This window comes from Burkholderia sp. AW33-5 (assembly GCF_053427615.1).
This window is the reverse complement of the sequence record NZ_JBSAXA010000001.1, coordinates 680,549-696,538: the sequence shown is the minus strand read 5'-3', so window position 1 is coordinate 696,538 and position 15,990 is coordinate 680,549. Positions and strand designations below refer to the sequence as shown.

The window sequence follows — 15,990 nt, the reverse complement described above, 5'->3', positions numbered from 1 at the left end:
TCGATCACGATCATGCCACGGCGCGCTGCCCCGCTCGACCGGAGGTCGCGATGAAGCCGCAATACGAGCATGTGACGTTCGCCCCCGGCTGTTCGATTCGCGTGTATCACCGTCAGCTCGCGCACATTCCGTTCGAATGGCATCGACATCCCGAGTACGAACTGACGCTGACGCTGAACAGCCGAGGCCGACGCTTCGTCGGCGATCATGTCGCCCGTTACGGGGACGACGACCTCGTGCTCGTCCCGCCCAACCTGCCGCACACGTGGTCGTCGAATGCGCGCATCGATCGTGATGCGCCGGAAGTCGCGCTCGTCGTCTGGTTCGACGGCGACTGGGCACGTCGAATGGCCGACTGCTGCCCCGAGTACGCGCCGCTGCGCTCGCTGCTGCGTCGCGCGGCGCCCGGTCTCGCGTTCGACGCCGAGACGGCCCGCGCGATGCGCGCACGCTTGCCGCAGTTGCTCGACTCATCGCCGCGCGTTCGCCTCGCGGCCGCACTCGACACGCTCGCCGATCTCGCTGAAGCCGGCGGCGAACCGCTCGCCACCGCCCAGGCCTACGGCCGGCCCGACGCCGCCGCGTCATCGGCCGACTCGGCCGCGCCCGAAGCCGAACGCCTCGACCGCGTGCTCGACGCGATCGACCGGCGCTTCCACGAGCCGCTGCGCATCGACGCGCTCGCCGCCGTCGCGCACATGTCCGAACGCACGCTGCAGCGGCTGTTCGTGCGGCACCTCGGCGAAAGTGTCGGCCGCTACGTGCAGCGGCTGCGGCTCGCGCATGCGTGCCGCCACCTGGTCGGCACCGACTGGCCGATCGCGACGGTCGCCGCGCGCTGCGGCATTCCGAATGCCGCGAACTTCAACCGCCAGTTCCTCGCCGCGCGCGGGATGACGCCCGGCGCATACCGGCAGTTCTTCGCGCGGCATGGCCACGCGCCCGACGCCGGCGCGCCGCCACCGCTCGACACGCGGCCGCCGTCGCTGGAACGCCATGCCGTTCGGCCGCGCAAATGAAAACACCCCGGCGGGATGACCCACCGGGGTGTCGGGGCATTGCGATTGCCGGACGCGAGCGGCCTTGCGGCCGTTCGCGCCGCGCACGACTCAACGTGCGTTGAGCGGCTTCGCTTCGCGCGGCGTGTCGCCGATGAACAGCTGACGCGGACGGCCGATCTTCTGTTCCGGATCCGCGATCATTTCGTTCCACTGTGCGATCCAGCCGACCGTGCGTGCCATCGCGAAGATACACGTGAACATCGACGTCGGGATGCCCAGCGCGCGCTGAACGATACCCGAGTAGAAGTCGACGTTCGGGTACAGCTTGCGCGACACGAAGTATTCGTCTTCCAGCGCGATCTTCTCGAGCTGCATCGCGAGCTTGAACAGCGGGTCGTCGTGCAGGCCGAGTTCGTTCAGCACTTCGTAGCACGTTTCGCGCATCAGCTTCGCACGCGGGTCGTAGTTCTTGTACACGCGGTGACCGAAGCCCATCAGCTTCACGCCCGAATTCTTGTCCTTCACCTGCTTGATGAATTCGGGGATGTTGTCCGGCGAACCGATCTGCTCGAGCATGTTCAGCGCGGCTTCGTTCGCACCGCCGTGCGCCGGGCCCCACAGACATGCGATACCGGCTGCGATACACGCGAACGGGTTCGCGCCCGACGAGCCGGCCAGACGGACCGTCGACGTCGAAGCGTTCTGTTCGTGGTCGGCGTGCAGGATCAGGATACGGTCGAGTGCGCGGACGAGCACGTCGTTGACCTTGTACTCTTCGCACGGGTTCGAGAACATCATGTGCATGAAGTTCGCGCTGTACGACAGCGAGTTCTTCGGATACACGAACGGCTGACCGATGCTGTACTTGTATGCCATCGCGACGAGCGTCGGCAGCTTCGCGATCATGCGGATCGCCGACACTTCGCGGTGACGCGGGTCGTTGATGTCGAGCGAGTCGTGGTAGAACGCGGACAGCGCGCCGACTGCGGCGACCAGGATCGCCATCGGGTGCGCGTCGCGGCGGAAGCCACGGAAGAAGAAGTGCATCTGCTCGTGCACCATCGTGTGCTTCGTGACGGTGTCGACGAATTCCTTCTTCTGCGCCGCGTTCGGCAGTTCGCCCTTCAGCAGCAGGTAGCAGGACTCGAGGAAGTCGGCGTTCTGCGCGAGGTTGTCGATCGGATAACCGCGGTACAGGAGTTCGCCCTTGTCGCCGTCGATGTACGTAATCGCCGAATTACACGAAGCCGTCGACATGAAGCCCGGGTCGTAAGTGAACTTGCCGGTCTGGCCGTACAGCTTGCGGATGTCGATCACGTCCGGGCCCATCGTACCCTTGTAGATCGGCATTTCGACGCTCGGCGAGTTGTCGCTGAACGATAGCGTGGCTTTAACATCAGACGGAGTCATGGCACATCCTCAATCGAAATAAAGAAACGGGATTCGATAACGGGCGTAACGCGTTACACGTTGCGCAGCATCTCCAACAGCCGGTGAACGTCCGGGCTGTCTAGGTCGCCCTCTGGTTCCTTGCGCGCGAGGAGCAAGTCCATCAGGTCGTTGTCGCTCAGATCGAGCAGGCGCGACAACGCGCCTACGTCTGCATCGGTGAGGTCATGCTCGTATCTGCTGAAGAAACGCTCGAATACGATGTCGTTTTCCAGCAGACCCCGCCGCGCGCGCCAGCGGAGGCGCGCGCGACGGTGCGGGTCGGATTGATGCGAATCGTCGCTCATCACTAACTTCAAACCGCGCGACGAACCATCAGTTCCTTGATCTTGCCGATCGCCTTCGTCGGGTTAAGGCCCTTCGGGCAAACGTCGACGCAGTTCATGATCGTGTGGCAACGGAACAGACGGTACGGGTCTTCCAGGTTGTCGAGACGCTCGCCGGTGGCGGTGTCGCGGCTATCGGCGATGAAGCGGTAAGCCTGCAGCAGGCCGGCCGGGCCGACGAACTTGTCCGGGTTCCACCAGAAGCTCGGGCACGACGTCGAGCAGCTCGCGCACAGAATGCACTCGTACACGCCGTCGAGCTCGTCGCGTTCTTCCGGCGACTGGAGACGTTCCTTCTCCGGCGGCGGCGCGTCGTTGATCAGGTACGGCTTGATCGAGTGATACTGGTTGAAGAAGTGCGTCATGTCGACGATCAGGTCGCGCACGACGGGCAGGCCCGGCAGCGGGCGCAGCACGATCTTCTGCGGCAGCTCGTTCAGGTTCGTCAGGCACGCCAGACCGTTCTTGCCGTTGATGTTCATCGCGTCGGAACCGCACACGCCTTCACGGCACGAGCGGCGGAACGACAGCGTCTCGTCCACGGCCTTCAGCTTGACCAGTGCGTCGAGCAGCATGCGCTCATGCTGGATCTCGAGCTCGTACGTCTGCATGCGCGGCGCCGCGTCCTTGTCCGGATCGTAGCGGTAGACTTCAAAAATGCGTTTTGCCATTTCGGATTCCTTTGACTCGGCTTAGAACGTGCGCGGCTTCGGCGGCACGGAGTCGACCGTCAGCGGCTTCATTTGAACCGGCTTGTAGTCGAGGCGATCGCCTTCGCTGTACCACAGCGTATGGCGCAGCCAGTTGTCGTCGTCGCGATGTTCGTAATCGCTGTGTGCGTGCGCGCCGCGGCTTTCCTTGCGCGCTTCCGCCGACACCATCGTCGCGCGGGCGACTTCGATCAGGTTCTCCAGCTCGAGCGCTTCGACGCGCGCGGTGTTGAACACCTTCGACTTGTCCTTCAGGTGGATGTTTTCCACGCGTGCCTTCAGGCCGGCCATCTGGTCGACGCCTTCCTTCAGCAGTGCCGACGTGCGGAACACGCCTGCGTGCTTCTGCATCGTCGCGCGGATGTCGTTGGCGACGTCCTGCGTGTACTCGCCCGAGGTCGACTTGTCGAGCTTGTTCAGACGTGCCAGCGAGAATTCGCCTGCATCGGCCGGCAGCGGCTTGTGTTCCTTCTGGTTCTTCACGTGCTCGACGATGTGGTTGCCGGCCGCACGGCCGAACACCACGAGGTCCAGCAGCGAGTTCGTGCCGAGGCGGTTCGCGCCGTGCACGGACACGCACGAGCACTCGCCCACTGCGTAGAAGCCGTTGACCGGATCCTTGTGGCCGCGCGACGTGCCGACGACCTGACCATGGATGTTGGTCGGGATGCCGCCCATCTGGTAGTGAATCGTCGGGACGACCGGGATCGGCTCCTTGATCGCATCGACGTTCGCGAACTTCAGCGCGATTTCGCGGATCGACGGCAGACGCTTCATGATCGTCTCGGCGCCGATGTGCGACAGGTCGAGCAGCACGTGGTCCTTGTTCGGACCGACGCCGCGGCCTTCCTTGATTTCCTGGTCCATCGAACGCGACACGAAGTCACGCGGCGCCAGATCCTTCAGCGTCGGTGCGTAGCGTTCCATGAAGCGCTCGCCGTTCGCGTTGCGCAGGATGCCGCCTTCGCCGCGCACGCCTTCGGTGATCAGCACGCCCGCGCCGGCCACGCCGGTCGGGTGGAACTGCCAGAACTCCATGTCCTGCAGCGCGATGCCCGAGCGCGCAGCCATGCCGAGGCCGTCGCCGGTGTTGATGAACGCGTTGGTCGACGCCGCGAAGATCCGGCCTGCGCCGCCCGTCGCGAACAGCGTCGTCTTGCCTTCCATGATGTAGACGTCGCCGGTCTCCATCTCGAGGGCCGTCACGCCGAGCACGTCGCCGTCCGCGTCGCGGATCAGGTCGAGCGCCATCCATTCGACGAAGAATTGCGTCTTCGCTTCGACGTTCTGCTGGTACAGCGTGTGCAGCAGCGCGTGACCGGTACGGTCCGCGGCCGCGCAAGCGCGCTGGACCGGCTTCTCGCCATAGTTCGCGGTATGGCCGCCGAACGGACGCTGGTAGATCGTGCCGTCCGCGTTACGGTCGAACGGCATGCCGAAGTGTTCCAGTTCGTACACGACGTTCGGTGCTTCGCGGCACATGAACTCGATCGCGTCCTGGTCGCCGAGCCAGTCGGAACCCTTGATCGTGTCGTAGAAGTGGAAGTGCCAGTTGTCTTCGCTCATGTTGCCGAGCGACGCGCCGATGCCGCCCTGTGCGGCCACCGTGTGCGAACGGGTCGGGAACACCTTCGACAGCACGCCGACCGACAGGCCCGCGCGCGACAGTTGCAGCGCTGCGCGCAAGCCCGAGCCGCCCGCGCCGACGATCACCACGTCGAACTTGCGGCGCGGCAGGGAAGTTTTGATTGCAGCCATTCTTTACACTCTCCAGAGAATCTGCGCGGCGTAGCCCGCACATGCGAGCAGCCAGACGATGGTCAGCGATTGCAGCAGCAGGCGCACACCGACGGGCTTCACGTAGTCCATCCAGATGTCGCGCACGCCGACCCATGCGTGGTAGAAGAGGGAAAGCAGCGTCACGAAGGTCGCGAGCTTCATCCATTGTGCGGAGAAGATCGATGCCCAGCCTTCGTACGAGAAGTCGTGCGCGCCGAAGAACAGGACGAGCAGAATGACCGTGTAGACCGCCATGATCGTGGCGGTGACGCGCTGCGCGAGCCAGTCGCGCAGGCCGTAGTGAGCGCCGACGACGAGGCGCTTCGAGCCGATTCGGTTATTAGCTGCCATTTTCTTAGAATGCTCCGAACAGTTTGAGTGCCATGGCGATCGTCAGGGCGATCGAGACGACAAAGACGACGACGGCCGTCCGCTTGCCGCCTTCCTTCGAGACGGCGTCGTGATTGACGTCCATCAGCAGGTGGCGAATGCCGGCGCAGAAATGGTGGAGGAACGCCCAGGACAACGCGAGGACGATCAGCTTGACGACGATGTTGGAGAGGAAAGCCTTGAAGACTTCGAAGCTGAGCTCGGAGGTGAGGCTCTGATCGAAGAGGAACAGCAGGAACGGCAGGAACAGGAACAGCAGCGCGCCGCTGACTCGATGGAGGATCGACAATATCGCCGCCAAGGGCATGCGATATTTCATCGTGATATCGCCGAATCCGATGTTCCGGTATTCCGGCCTCGGCTTTCTTACTGCGTCAGTCATGCTAGACCCCTACTATGTTGTCACACTAATCCGCGATTTTAGCGCCTTTTTATATCGCGCTGCAGCGAAAGTCTGCTCTGGATCATTACGCGAACGGGAATAAAGGCGGCCCGAAACGTGCTACGCGAACATGGGAAGCGCGCGCGCACGCTGCTTGTGCCGATACGTCGTCAGCTCAAGTCATTCTGATAGTAATACCCGGTTGTGACATACCAGCCGCGTCGCACTTCCACCGGCCGGTCTCCGTATGTATAGGACACACGCTCCACCGACAGCAAAGGAAAACCCGCCGGCACGTGCAGCAGGTCGGCCACCGCCGGCTCCGCCGCCACCGCGCGGATCTTCTCCGTCGCGCGGATCATCCGCGTGCCGAATTCCGTCTCGAACATCGCGTAGAGCGGCCCCTTGTACTCGCTCAGCCGCTCGAACGTGAGCCCGCGGAACATCGCGCCCGGCAGCCAGATCTCGTCCAGCACCGTCACTTCGTTCTCGAACTCCAGCAGGCGGCGCACCTGCACGACCGGGTCGGCCGGCTTCAGGTCGAGCTGCCGCGCGATCTCGGCCGGCGCGCGCAGGCGCCGGCATTCGAGCAGGCGGCTCACGTGCGGATGCTCGGCACCGTCGTCGGCCAGCAGACGCAGAAAGCGGAACTGCGCGCGATCTTCGTTGTGCGTCGCAACAAAAGTGCCCTTGCCCTGCCGCCGGACCACCAGGTTTTCGGCGGCCAGTTCGTCGATCGCCTTGCGAACGGTGCCCTGGCTGACCTTGTAACGGGCCGCGAGCTCCACTTCGCTCGGAATGATCTCGCCCGGCTTCCACTCGCCGGATTCCAGGCTTTGCGTGATCAATGACTTGATCTGCTGGTATAACGGACTGAAGGTCGGCGACGGCGAAGCGGCAGGCGCCGGCACGGAATCGGCCGCGCCCGGCTGCCCTGGGCCGCCTGCGCCGGTCGGATTCGCGTTGTTCGCCTGGTTCGATGTCATGGCGCGCATTTCATCACAAACCGCGCTTTTCCGTCCACTCAAATTCCGCAAAACATCTGTCTTATATAAGACATATGATACCGTTTGACTTTGGGCCCGCCGGCTCCTACACTCCGGGGCGAGCAAGGGTTCGCGGGTGCAAAACGCGTCCCCGGCTACGTGCCACGGCCGTCTCCAGGTTCACCGCGTCTGCCTTTCGCGAGTCCTCCGCCCTGCTTCAATGCAACGCTACGCGTAACGCGCATAGAATGGCGTTTTGCCTAGCGTCCACCGCTTCACCCGTCCTGGAGATTTTCAATGGCTAAGCCCGCAAAGCGCGTTGCCGTCACCGGCGCCGCAGGTCAAATCGCTTACTCCCTGCTGTTCCGCATCGCGAACGGCGACCTGCTCGGCAAGGACCAGCCGGTCATCCTGCAACTGCTCGACCTCCCGCAAGCCCAAGCCGCCGTCAAAGGCGTCGTGATGGAACTCGACGATTGCGCGTTCCCGCTGCTCGCGGGCGTCGTGATCACCGACGATCCGAAGGTTGCATTCAAGGATGCGGACGTCGCGCTGCTGGTCGGTGCACGTCCGCGCTCGAAGGGCATGGAGCGCAAGGACCTGCTGTCGGCGAACGCCGAGATCTTCACGGTCCAGGGCGCCGCGCTGAACGAAGTCGCGAGCCGCGACGTGAAGGTGCTGGTCGTCGGCAACCCGGCGAACACCAACGCGTACATCGCGATGAAGTCGGCGCCGGATCTGCCGAAGAAGAACTTCACGGCAATGCTGCGCCTCGACCACAACCGCGCGCTGTCGCAGCTCGCGGCGAAGTCGGGCAAGCCGGTCGCATCGATCGAGAAGCTCGCCGTGTGGGGCAACCACTCGCCGACGATGTACCCCGACTTCCGCTTCGCGACCGTCGAAGGCGAGTCGCTGCTGAAGCTGATCAACGACGACGTGTGGAACCGCGACACGTTCATCCCGACCGTCGGCAAGCGCGGCGCGGCGATCATCGAAGCGCGCGGCCTGTCGTCGGCAGCGTCGGCGGCGAACGCGGCGATCGACCACGTGCGTGACTGGGTCCTCGGCACGAACGGCAAGTGGGTCACGATGGGCATCCCGTCGGACGGCTCGTACGGCATCCCCGAAGACATCATCTACGGCGTGCCCGTCACGTGCGAAAACGGCGAGTACAAGCGCGTCGAAGGCCTCGAAATCGACGCATTCTCGCGCGAGAAGATGGACGGCACGCTGGCCGAACTGCTCGAAGAGCGCGACGGCGTCGCTCACCTGCTGAAGAACTAAGCAGACTGCACGGCCGGGCCGCCTCCGGGCGGTCCGGTCACGGCACGGGCGGCGGGCCGGCAGCCGGCCCCGCCGCCCGATCCGATCCGGGCACGTTTTGCCGCTCCAGGCGCCCCGCGCGCCGGCCCAGAACGCGCCCGAATCCGATTTTCTCCACGTTGCCCGCCTCCTTGACGTAGAAGAGATGTCCGCGCTCACTCCTGCACAAGTGCTGTACGACGGGGCGTCCCCGCCCGCGATCCTGCCCTGCTGCGATCACTACGCGGGCAGCGAGAAGCTGATGCGCAAGTCGCTCGCGCTCCAGGCCGAACTCGGCCCCGTGTTCGACATCACGCTCGACTGCGAGGACGGCGCGGCCGTCGGCCAGGAAGCCGCGCACGCGCAGCTCGTCGCCGAATTTCTCGGCAGCGCCGAAAACCGCTTCGGGCGTGTCGGCGTCCGCATCCACGACTTTTCCCATCCCCACTGGCGCGACGACGTGCGCATCGTGCTGCGCGCCGCGCGCGCGCCGGCCTACGTCACGCTGCCGAAGATCGCGAGCGCCGCGGACGCGGCCGAGATGGTCGCGTTCATCGAAGGCACGCGCCGCGAGCTGGGCCTCGCGCAGCCGATCCCGGTCGACGTGCTGGTCGAGACGCACGGCGCGCTCGCGCAGGCGGCCGCCCTCGCCGCGCTGCCGCTGGTCGGCACGCTCAGCTTCGGGCTGATGGACTTCGTGTCCGCGCATCACGGCGCGATTCCCGATGCGGCGATGCGCTCGCCCGGCCAGTTCGACCACCCGCTCGTGCGCCGCGCGAAGCTGGAAATCGCCGCCGCCTGCCACGCGCACGGCAAGACGCCGTCGCACAACGTGACGACGGAGGTGCGCGACATGGCCGTCGTCGCCGGCGACGCGCGTCGCGCGCGCGACGAGTTCGCGTTCACGCGGATGTGGAGCATCCATCCCGCGCAGATCCGCCCGATCGTCGACGCATTCGCGCCGCGCACCGATGAAGTCGCGCTGGCCGCCGAAATCCTGCTGGCCGCGCAGGCCGCCGACTGGGGCCCGACGCGCCACGGCGATACACTGCACGACCGCGCGAGCTACCGCTATTACTGGTCGGTGCTGCGCCGCGCACGGGCGACCGGCCAGCCGGTGCCGGCCGAGGCCGCGCCGCTGTTCGGCCCGGCCGCCGGAGACGCGCGGTGAGCGCGCGCCGACACACGCATTTCATCGAATCACCGGAGCGTGAACCCGAGACAGGTTTGCGAAACGACAAAAAACGTAACGGAGCCCGAAAACCTGAAATATGCGCGGCCAAATAGGTGAAAATAGCGGCCGCTGCGCGCTTCCGGGGCGCGTGCAGTTTCAAACCGGCCGACGGTGTCTGCCGCCGGCCCTTGTCAACTGATTATCGAAAGGTTCTGACTCCATGAAGAAACTCCTGATCGCTACCGCCATCGGCGCGTTGTCCGCCACGATGCTGGTGTCGGCTCCGAGCGCGTTCGCCCAGGATACGGCGACGACCGCGAAGAAGACGGCCAAGCGCCCGGCGCCGGCCAAGCGCATCGTTCCGCGCAGCAAGAAGGCGCAGGCACGTGCCGCGGCCAAGGTCGATCCGGTACCGGACGGCGCAGCCAAGTGGGCGTGCAAGGACGGCCTGTCGTTCGACCTCGCCGGCGACATGAAGCGTGACCAGGTCGTCACGGTTCACTGGGCGAAGAAGAACTACAAGCTGCCGCGTCAGGCCACGACGACGGGCGCCGACACGTTCTACGATCCGGCCGCGGGCTTCAAGCTGGTCGTGATCCCGAGCAAGGCGATGCTGTTCAGCGACGCCAATGGCGGCGAGCGTCTCGCCGACGAATGCGTGACGCCGGAAATGGCGCAAGGCACGCCGGCTCCGACGCAATCGAACGAACTGAAGCCGGCAACGAACTAAGCGCCCGCGTCTTCACGCTCCCAGGCCCCTCGATGTCCGCCTCGGTCTCCAACGTCCGCCCCGCTCCGGATACGGTACTCGTCGATATCGTCGACTACGTGCTGAACACCGGAATCGACAGCGCGCTCGCGCTGGAGACGGCGCGTCATTGCCTGATCGACACGCTCGGATGCGGACTCGAGGCGCTGTCCTACCCGGCCTGCACCAAGCTGCTCGGCCCCGTCGTGCCCGGCACGATCGTGCCGAACGGTGCGAAGGTGCCCGGCACGTCCTTCCAGCTCGATCCCGTCCAGGCCGCTTTCGACATCGGCGCGATGATCCGCTGGCTGGACTTCAACGACACCTGGCTCGCCGCCGAATGGGGTCATCCGTCCGACAATCTCGGCGGAATCCTGGCGACGGCCGACTGGCTGTCCCGCACGGCCGTCGCGGCCGGCAGGAAGCCGCTTTGCATGCGCGACGTGCTCGTCGCGATGATCCAGGCCCACGAGATCCAGGGCTGCCTCGCACTCGAGAATTCGTTCAACGCGGTCGGGCTCGACCACGTGCTGCTCGTCAAGGTCGCGTCGACGGCCGTCGTCGGCCGCCTGCTCGGCCTCACGCGCGACGAGCTGATCAACGCGGTATCCAACGCATTCGTCGACGGCCAGGCGCTGCGCACGTACCGCCACGCGCCGAACACCGGTTCGCGCAAGTCGTGGGCGGCCGGCGACGCGACATCGCGCGCGGTGCGCCTCGCGCTGATCGCGAAAACGGGTGAAATGGGCTACCCGTCGGCGCTCACCGCGAAAACCTGGGGCTTCTACGACGTGCTGTTCGGCGGGCAGCCGTTCCGCTTCCAGCGCCCGTACGGCACGTACGTGATGGAGAACGTGCTGTTCAAGATCGCGTTCCCCGCCGAATTCCACGCGCAGACGGCCGCCGAGGCCGCGCTGCAACTGCACGCGCAGCTCGCCGCGGTGGGCCGCACGACCGACGAGATCAGCCGGATCACGATCCGCACGCACGCGGCCGCGATCCGCATCATCGACAAGCAGGGGCCGCTCGCCAATCCGGCCGACCGCGATCACTGCATCCAGTACATGGTTGCCGTGCCGCTGCTGTTCGGCCGGCTGACCGCGGCCGATTACGAAGACGCGGTCGCCGCCGATCCGCGCATCGACGCGCTGCGCGCGAAAACCGTGTGCGTCGAGGATCCGCAGTTCACGAAGGATTACCATGACCCGGCCAAACGATCGATCGCGAATGCGCTGACGATCGAATTCGCGGACGGGTCGAAGCTTGCCGAAGTGGCGGTCGAATACCCGATCGGCCATCAGCGACGCCGTGCGGACGGCATCCCGCTCCTGGTCGAGAAGTTCAGGACCAACCTCGCCCGTCGCTTCCCGGCAAAGCAGCAACAAGCGATTCTCGACGTGTCGCTGGACCAGGCAAAGCTCGAAGCGATGCCGGTCGATGAGTACGTCGACTTGTATGTGATTTAGCACCAGGACTCTTTGTTTCCTAGCCTTAAACCCAGGAAAATCACCATGGCCCACAATCTCCACAAGACCCTCAAGGAATTCGACAGCGGTTCCGGCAAAGGCAAGTTCTACTCGCTGCCGCAGCTCGGCAAGGAACTGAAGACGAAGATCGAACGCCTCCCGGTGTCGATCCGTATCGTGCTCGAATCCGTGCTGCGCAACTACGACGGCAAGAAGATCACCGAAGAACACATCGAGCAGCTCGCGAACTGGAAGCCGACCGCGAAGCGCGTCGACGAGATTCCGTTCGTGGTGTCGCGCGTCGTGCTGCAGGACTTCACGGGCGTGCCGCTGCTCGCCGACATCGCGGCCATGCGTGGTGTGGCGGAGCGCTCGGGCAAGAACCCGAAGAAGATCGAGCCGCTGGTGCCGGTGGATCTCGTCGTCGACCACTCGGTCCAGATCGACTACTTCCGCCAGAAGGACGCGCTCGACCTGAACATGAAGCTGGAATTCCAGCGCAACAACGAGCGCTACCAGTTCATGAAGTGGGGCATGCAGGCGTTCGACACGTTCAAGGTCGTGCCGCCGGGCGTCGGCATCGTCCACCAGGTGAACCTCGAGTATCTCGCGCGCGGCGTCCACAAGAAGGCGGACGGCGGCGACACCGTGTACTACCCGGACACGCTCGTCGGCACGGACAGCCACACGACGATGATCAACGGCATCGGCGTGGTCGGCTGGGGCGTGGGCGGCATCGAGGCGGAAGCCGGCATGCTCGGCCAGCCGGTGTACTTCCTGACGCCGGACGTCGTCGGCGTCGAGCTGAAGGGCAAGCTGCGCGAAGGCGTGACGGCCACCGACCTGGTGCTGACGATCACCGAAATGCTGCGCAAGGAGAAGGTCGTCGGCAAGTTCGTCGAGTTCTTCGGCGAAGGCACGAAGTCGCTGTCGCTGCCGGACCGCGCGACGATCGGCAACATGGCGCCGGAATACGGCGCGACGATGGGCTTCTTCCCGGTCGACGAAAAGACGATCGACTACTTCGAAGGTACGGGCCGCACGAAGGCGGAAATCGCCGCGTTCGAAAACTACTTCAAGGCCCAGAAGCTGTTCGGCATTCCGAAGGCCGGCGACATCGACTACACGAAGACGGTGACGCTCGACCTGGCAACGGTCGCCCCGTCGCTGGCCGGCCCGAAGCGCCCGCAGGACCGCATCGAGATCGGCAACGTCAAGTCGACGTTCACCGACCTGTTCTCGAAGCCGGTCGCGGAAAACGGCTTCGCGAAGAAGGCGGACGACCTGAACGCGCAATACACGACGAGCAACGGCGTCGACGTGAAGAACGGCGACGTGCTGATCGCCGCGATCACGTCGTGCACGAACACGTCGAACCCGAGCGTGCTGCTGGCCGCCGGCCTGCTCGCGAAGAAGGCCGTCGAAGCCGGCCTGACCGTCGCGCCGCACATCAAGACGTCGCTCGCGCCGGGATCGCGCATCGTCACCGAATACCTGACGAAGACGGGCCTGCTGCCCTACCTCGCGAAGCTCGGCTTCGAAGTCGCCGCCTACGGCTGCACGACCTGTATCGGCAACGCGGGCGACCTGACGCCGGAACTGAACGAAGCGATCACGAAGAACGACATCGTCGCGGCTGCGGTGCTGTCGGGCAACCGTAACTTCGAAGCGCGCATCCACCCGAACATCCGCGCGAACTTCCTCGCGTCGCCGCCGCTGGTCGTCGCCTACGCGATCGCCGGCAACATCACGCGCGACCTGATGACCGAGCCGGTCGGCAAGGGCAAGGACGGCTACGACATCTACCTCGGTGACATCTGGCCGACCAGCGAAGAAATCCACGCGCTGCTCAAGTTCGCGCTCGACCCGAAGAAGTTCGAGGACAACTACTCGAAGCTGACCAAGAAGGGCGACCTCTGGAGCAAGATCGAGGGCGAAACGGGCCAGGTCTACGACTGGCCGAAGTCGACCTACATCGCCGAGCCGCCGTTCTTCGGCAACGACTTCTCGATGGAGCCGGCCGCGTCGATCCCGACGGTCAAGGGCGCGCGCGCACTGGGCATCTTCGGTGACTCGGTCACGACCGATCACATCAGCCCGGCAGGCTCGATCAAGGAAGACTCGCCGGCCGGCAAGTGGCTGAAGGAGAACGGCGTGCAGAAGGCCGACTTCAACAGCTACGGCTCGCGCCGCGGCAACCACGACGTGATGATGCGCGGCACGTTCGCGAACGTGCGGATCAAGAACCTGATGATCCCGGCGAAGGCGGACGGCACGCGCGTCGAAGGCGGCCTGACGATCCACCAGCCGAGCGGCGAACAGCAGTCGATCTACGACGCGGCCATGCAGTACGTCGCGGCCGACACGCCGACCGTCGTGTTCGCAGGCGAAGAGTACGGCACGGGCTCGTCGCGCGACTGGGCCGCGAAGGGCACGCAACTGCTCGGCGTGAAGGCCGTGATCGCACGCAGCTTCGAGCGGATCCACCGTTCGAACCTGGTCGGCATGGGCGTGCTGCCGCTGCAGTTCAAGGGCGCGGACAGCGTCCAGTCGCTCGGCATCACCGGTGAAGAGACGTACGACATCGAAGGCCTCGGCGACGATTTCAAGCCGCAGCAGGACGTCACGCTCGTGATCCACCGCAAGAACGGCGAAGCGACCCGCGTGCCGGTGCTGCTGCGCATCGATACGCCGATCGAAGTCGACTACTACAAGCACGGCGGTATCCTGCCGTTCGTGCTGCGCTCGCTGCTCGCAGCGTAAGCGTCCTGCTTTTGCAGGTGCCGCAGCCGCCTCGCGGCGGTTGCGGCCGATTTGAATGCCCGACCTCGTGTCGGGCTTTTTTTATGCGCGCGCGACGGGAGCGCAATGTCGGCGGTACGTCATGCGGCCTTGTCGCCGCGTGCCTTGGCCCCCGCCCGCACGTTCTTCTTCAGGTGCGCGCGGTTGTAGTCGATCGCCGCGCGAACGAGGCGCTTCAGCGCGCGCTTGTCGAGCGTGTCGCCTTCGAGGAAATCGATCGCGCGCCGCGCATTGCCGTCGAGGCCGGCATTGAACAGCCCGTCGGGATCGGGCAGGTGCGCGCCGTGCATGAACGTGAGCTTCACCTTGCCCTTGTGCGCGTTCGCGACCGCGATCATCCCGTCGCACGACCACACCGGGCTGCCCATCCATTTCCATTCCTCGACGATGCCGTCCTCGGCGGCAAGGATCGTCTCGCGCAGTTCGGCGAAGGTCTTGCCTCGCCAGTCGGCGATTCCCGCGATCAGCGCGTCGATGCGTGCCGACGGCTCCAGGTCCGGCGCGCTCATGCCCCGGCCTCCGGTTCTCCATCGGGCCGCGCCAGCACCTGTTCGAGCGACTCGAAGAATCGCACCCACCCGTGCTGCGCCCCGCGATACGCCTGTTCCTGATCCGCGCGGAAGCCGGCCTGCTCCATGCGCAGCAGCGTGCCGCCCGGCGTCGGCGTGAGCGTCCACGTGACGACACTTTCCAGGCCATACGCGGCCCATGTATAGGACAGCACGCGCTGCGGCTCGATCGTCAGCACCGTGCAGTCGACCGAACCCCAGTCCGCGCGGAAGCTGAACGCACGGCCCGCGACGGGCTCGAAGTCGCTCTGCATCAGCCACGCCTCGATCAGGTGCGGTTGCGTGAGCGCACGCCAGATCCTCTCCGGCGGATGCGACAGTTCCCGTTCGACGACGACGGTACGCGTTTCGGTAGTGGCCTGGTTCATTGATCCATCCTTTTGAGCAGATCTTCGAGAGCGTCGAACCGGTTCTGCCAGAAGCCGGCCATCTGGCTGGTCCAGTCGATCAACGGCGTCAGCGCCTGCGGCTGCGCGCTGTAGTGCGTCTGCCGGCCTTCGTGACGATCGCTCACGAGCCCGGCCTGCTTCAGTACGCCCAGATGCTTCGATACTGCCGGCTGCGACACGCCTGCATGGGCCGTGAGCGCGGCGACCGTCAACTCGCCCTCCTCGCACAGCCGCTCGAAGAGCGCGCGGCGCGTCGGATCGGCCAGTGTTCTGAAAAGCAGGTCGTGAGCGTCGTGCATGTTCGAATCAATAACTCGATGGTTATGGATTGAAGCATAGCCGGCGAACGATACGCGTCAAGGAGGAATTTCGCGCGTGACGTCGTTCGATCCCGCAGTGTGCTCGTTCGCCGGCGCGGGCCGAGCGGCAACGGAACCGCTGGCGACGGACATCCGGCGCGCGCCGAATCGGCGCCATCGTTCGCATTCGAGCATTTCCTCTAATCCGCTCGCCCGAC

Annotated in this window: 16 protein-coding genes; 6 read left to right on the top strand and 10 right to left on the bottom strand. The window is 65.1% G+C overall.

The annotated features are described in order from the left end of the window. Positions 1–50: 50 nt before the first annotated feature. The gene (locus ACV22V_RS03225) at positions 51–1,019 is read left to right on the top strand and encodes a helix-turn-helix domain-containing protein (protein WP_059525641.1); all 969 of its coding nucleotides are present in this window, start codon (positions 51–53) and stop codon (positions 1,017–1,019) included. A gap of 90 nt (positions 1,020–1,109) precedes the next feature. On the opposite strand, the gene gltA is transcribed toward ACV22V_RS03225, so the two are convergent. The 7 genes from gltA to ACV22V_RS03190 all read right to left on the bottom strand — a co-directional run bounded on the left by gltA (position 1,110) and on the right by ACV22V_RS03190 (position 7,032). Continuing rightward, entirely contained in the window at positions 1,110–2,411 is a 1,302-nt protein-coding gene (gene gltA, locus ACV22V_RS03220) for a citrate synthase (protein ID WP_011881720.1), read from the bottom strand. 53 nt (positions 2,412–2,464) lie between these two features. Beyond that, positions 2,465–2,737 (bottom strand): FAD assembly factor SdhE, encoded by a 273-nt coding sequence (locus ACV22V_RS03215; RefSeq protein WP_059450790.1) that lies wholly within the window; start codon positions 2,735–2,737, stop codon positions 2,465–2,467. A gap of 8 nt (positions 2,738–2,745) precedes the next feature. Beyond that, positions 2,746–3,447, bottom strand: coding sequence for a succinate dehydrogenase iron-sulfur subunit (locus tag ACV22V_RS03210; RefSeq protein WP_059524716.1), 702 nt, complete (start codon positions 3,445–3,447; stop codon positions 2,746–2,748). A gap of 21 nt (positions 3,448–3,468) precedes the next feature. After that, entirely contained in the window at positions 3,469–5,244 is a 1,776-nt protein-coding gene (gene sdhA / locus ACV22V_RS03205) for a succinate dehydrogenase flavoprotein subunit (protein WP_059524714.1), read from the bottom strand. A 3-nt stretch (positions 5,245–5,247) separates the two neighbouring features. After that, on the bottom strand, positions 5,248–5,616 hold the full coding sequence (gene sdhD / locus ACV22V_RS03200) for a succinate dehydrogenase, hydrophobic membrane anchor protein (protein ID WP_006399546.1): 369 nt from the start codon (positions 5,614–5,616) through the stop codon (positions 5,248–5,250). Positions 5,617–5,620: 4 nt separating this feature from the next. Then, the gene (gene sdhC / locus ACV22V_RS03195; protein ID WP_059601793.1) at positions 5,621–6,037 is read right to left on the bottom strand and encodes a succinate dehydrogenase, cytochrome b556 subunit; all 417 of its coding nucleotides are present in this window, start codon (positions 6,035–6,037) and stop codon (positions 5,621–5,623) included. Positions 6,038–6,207: 170 nt separating this feature from the next. After that, on the bottom strand, positions 6,208–7,032 hold the full coding sequence (locus ACV22V_RS03190; RefSeq protein ID WP_082721900.1) for a GntR family transcriptional regulator: 825 nt from the start codon (positions 7,030–7,032) through the stop codon (positions 6,208–6,210). A gap of 288 nt (positions 7,033–7,320) precedes the next feature. On the opposite strand from ACV22V_RS03190, the gene ACV22V_RS03185 reads away from it, so the two are divergent. The 5 genes from ACV22V_RS03185 (at position 7,321) to acnA (ending at position 14,476) form a co-directional block, all read left to right on the top strand. Then, positions 7,321–8,307 carry a malate dehydrogenase gene (locus ACV22V_RS03185; protein ID WP_044843799.1) on the top strand — a complete coding sequence of 329 codons (987 nt, stop codon included), beginning with the start codon at positions 7,321–7,323 and terminating at the stop codon, positions 8,305–8,307. Positions 8,308–8,491: 184 nt separating this feature from the next. After that, a complete protein-coding gene (locus ACV22V_RS03180) occupies positions 8,492–9,496 on the top strand; it encodes an HpcH/HpaI aldolase/citrate lyase family protein (protein ID WP_059689669.1) in 1,005 nt (334 codons plus the stop codon). A 223-nt stretch (positions 9,497–9,719) separates the two neighbouring features. Further along, the gene (locus ACV22V_RS03175) at positions 9,720–10,229 is read left to right on the top strand and encodes a hypothetical protein (RefSeq protein ID WP_059524708.1); all 510 of its coding nucleotides are present in this window, start codon (positions 9,720–9,722) and stop codon (positions 10,227–10,229) included. Between the two features lie 32 nt (positions 10,230–10,261). Then, positions 10,262–11,713, top strand: coding sequence for a bifunctional 2-methylcitrate dehydratase/aconitate hydratase (locus ACV22V_RS03170; RefSeq protein WP_448012954.1), 1,452 nt, complete (start codon positions 10,262–10,264; stop codon positions 11,711–11,713). A gap of 45 nt (positions 11,714–11,758) precedes the next feature. Further along, positions 11,759–14,476 (top strand): aconitate hydratase AcnA, encoded by a 2,718-nt coding sequence (gene acnA, locus ACV22V_RS03165; RefSeq protein ID WP_448012953.1) that lies wholly within the window; start codon positions 11,759–11,761, stop codon positions 14,474–14,476. A 119-nt stretch (positions 14,477–14,595) separates the two neighbouring features. Here the strand turns inward: acnA and ACV22V_RS03160 are convergent, their stop codons facing one another. From ACV22V_RS03160 to ACV22V_RS03150, 3 genes are read right to left on the bottom strand one after another with little or no spacing between them, the layout of a single operon-like run. After that, positions 14,596–15,024, bottom strand: a complete 429-nt coding sequence (locus tag ACV22V_RS03160) for a DUF1801 domain-containing protein (protein WP_223961859.1) — start codon at positions 15,022–15,024, stop codon at positions 14,596–14,598. Further along, positions 15,021–15,452, bottom strand: coding sequence for an SRPBCC family protein (locus ACV22V_RS03155; RefSeq protein ID WP_059524700.1), 432 nt, complete (start codon positions 15,450–15,452; stop codon positions 15,021–15,023). The genes ACV22V_RS03160 and ACV22V_RS03155 overlap by 4 nt, the downstream gene beginning before the upstream one ends. Further along, complete coding sequence (locus ACV22V_RS03150; RefSeq protein WP_059524698.1) at positions 15,449–15,772, bottom strand: ArsR/SmtB family transcription factor; 324 nt, start codon at positions 15,770–15,772, stop codon at positions 15,449–15,451. The genes ACV22V_RS03155 and ACV22V_RS03150 overlap by 4 nt, the downstream gene beginning before the upstream one ends. Positions 15,773–15,990: the final 218 nt, after the last annotated feature.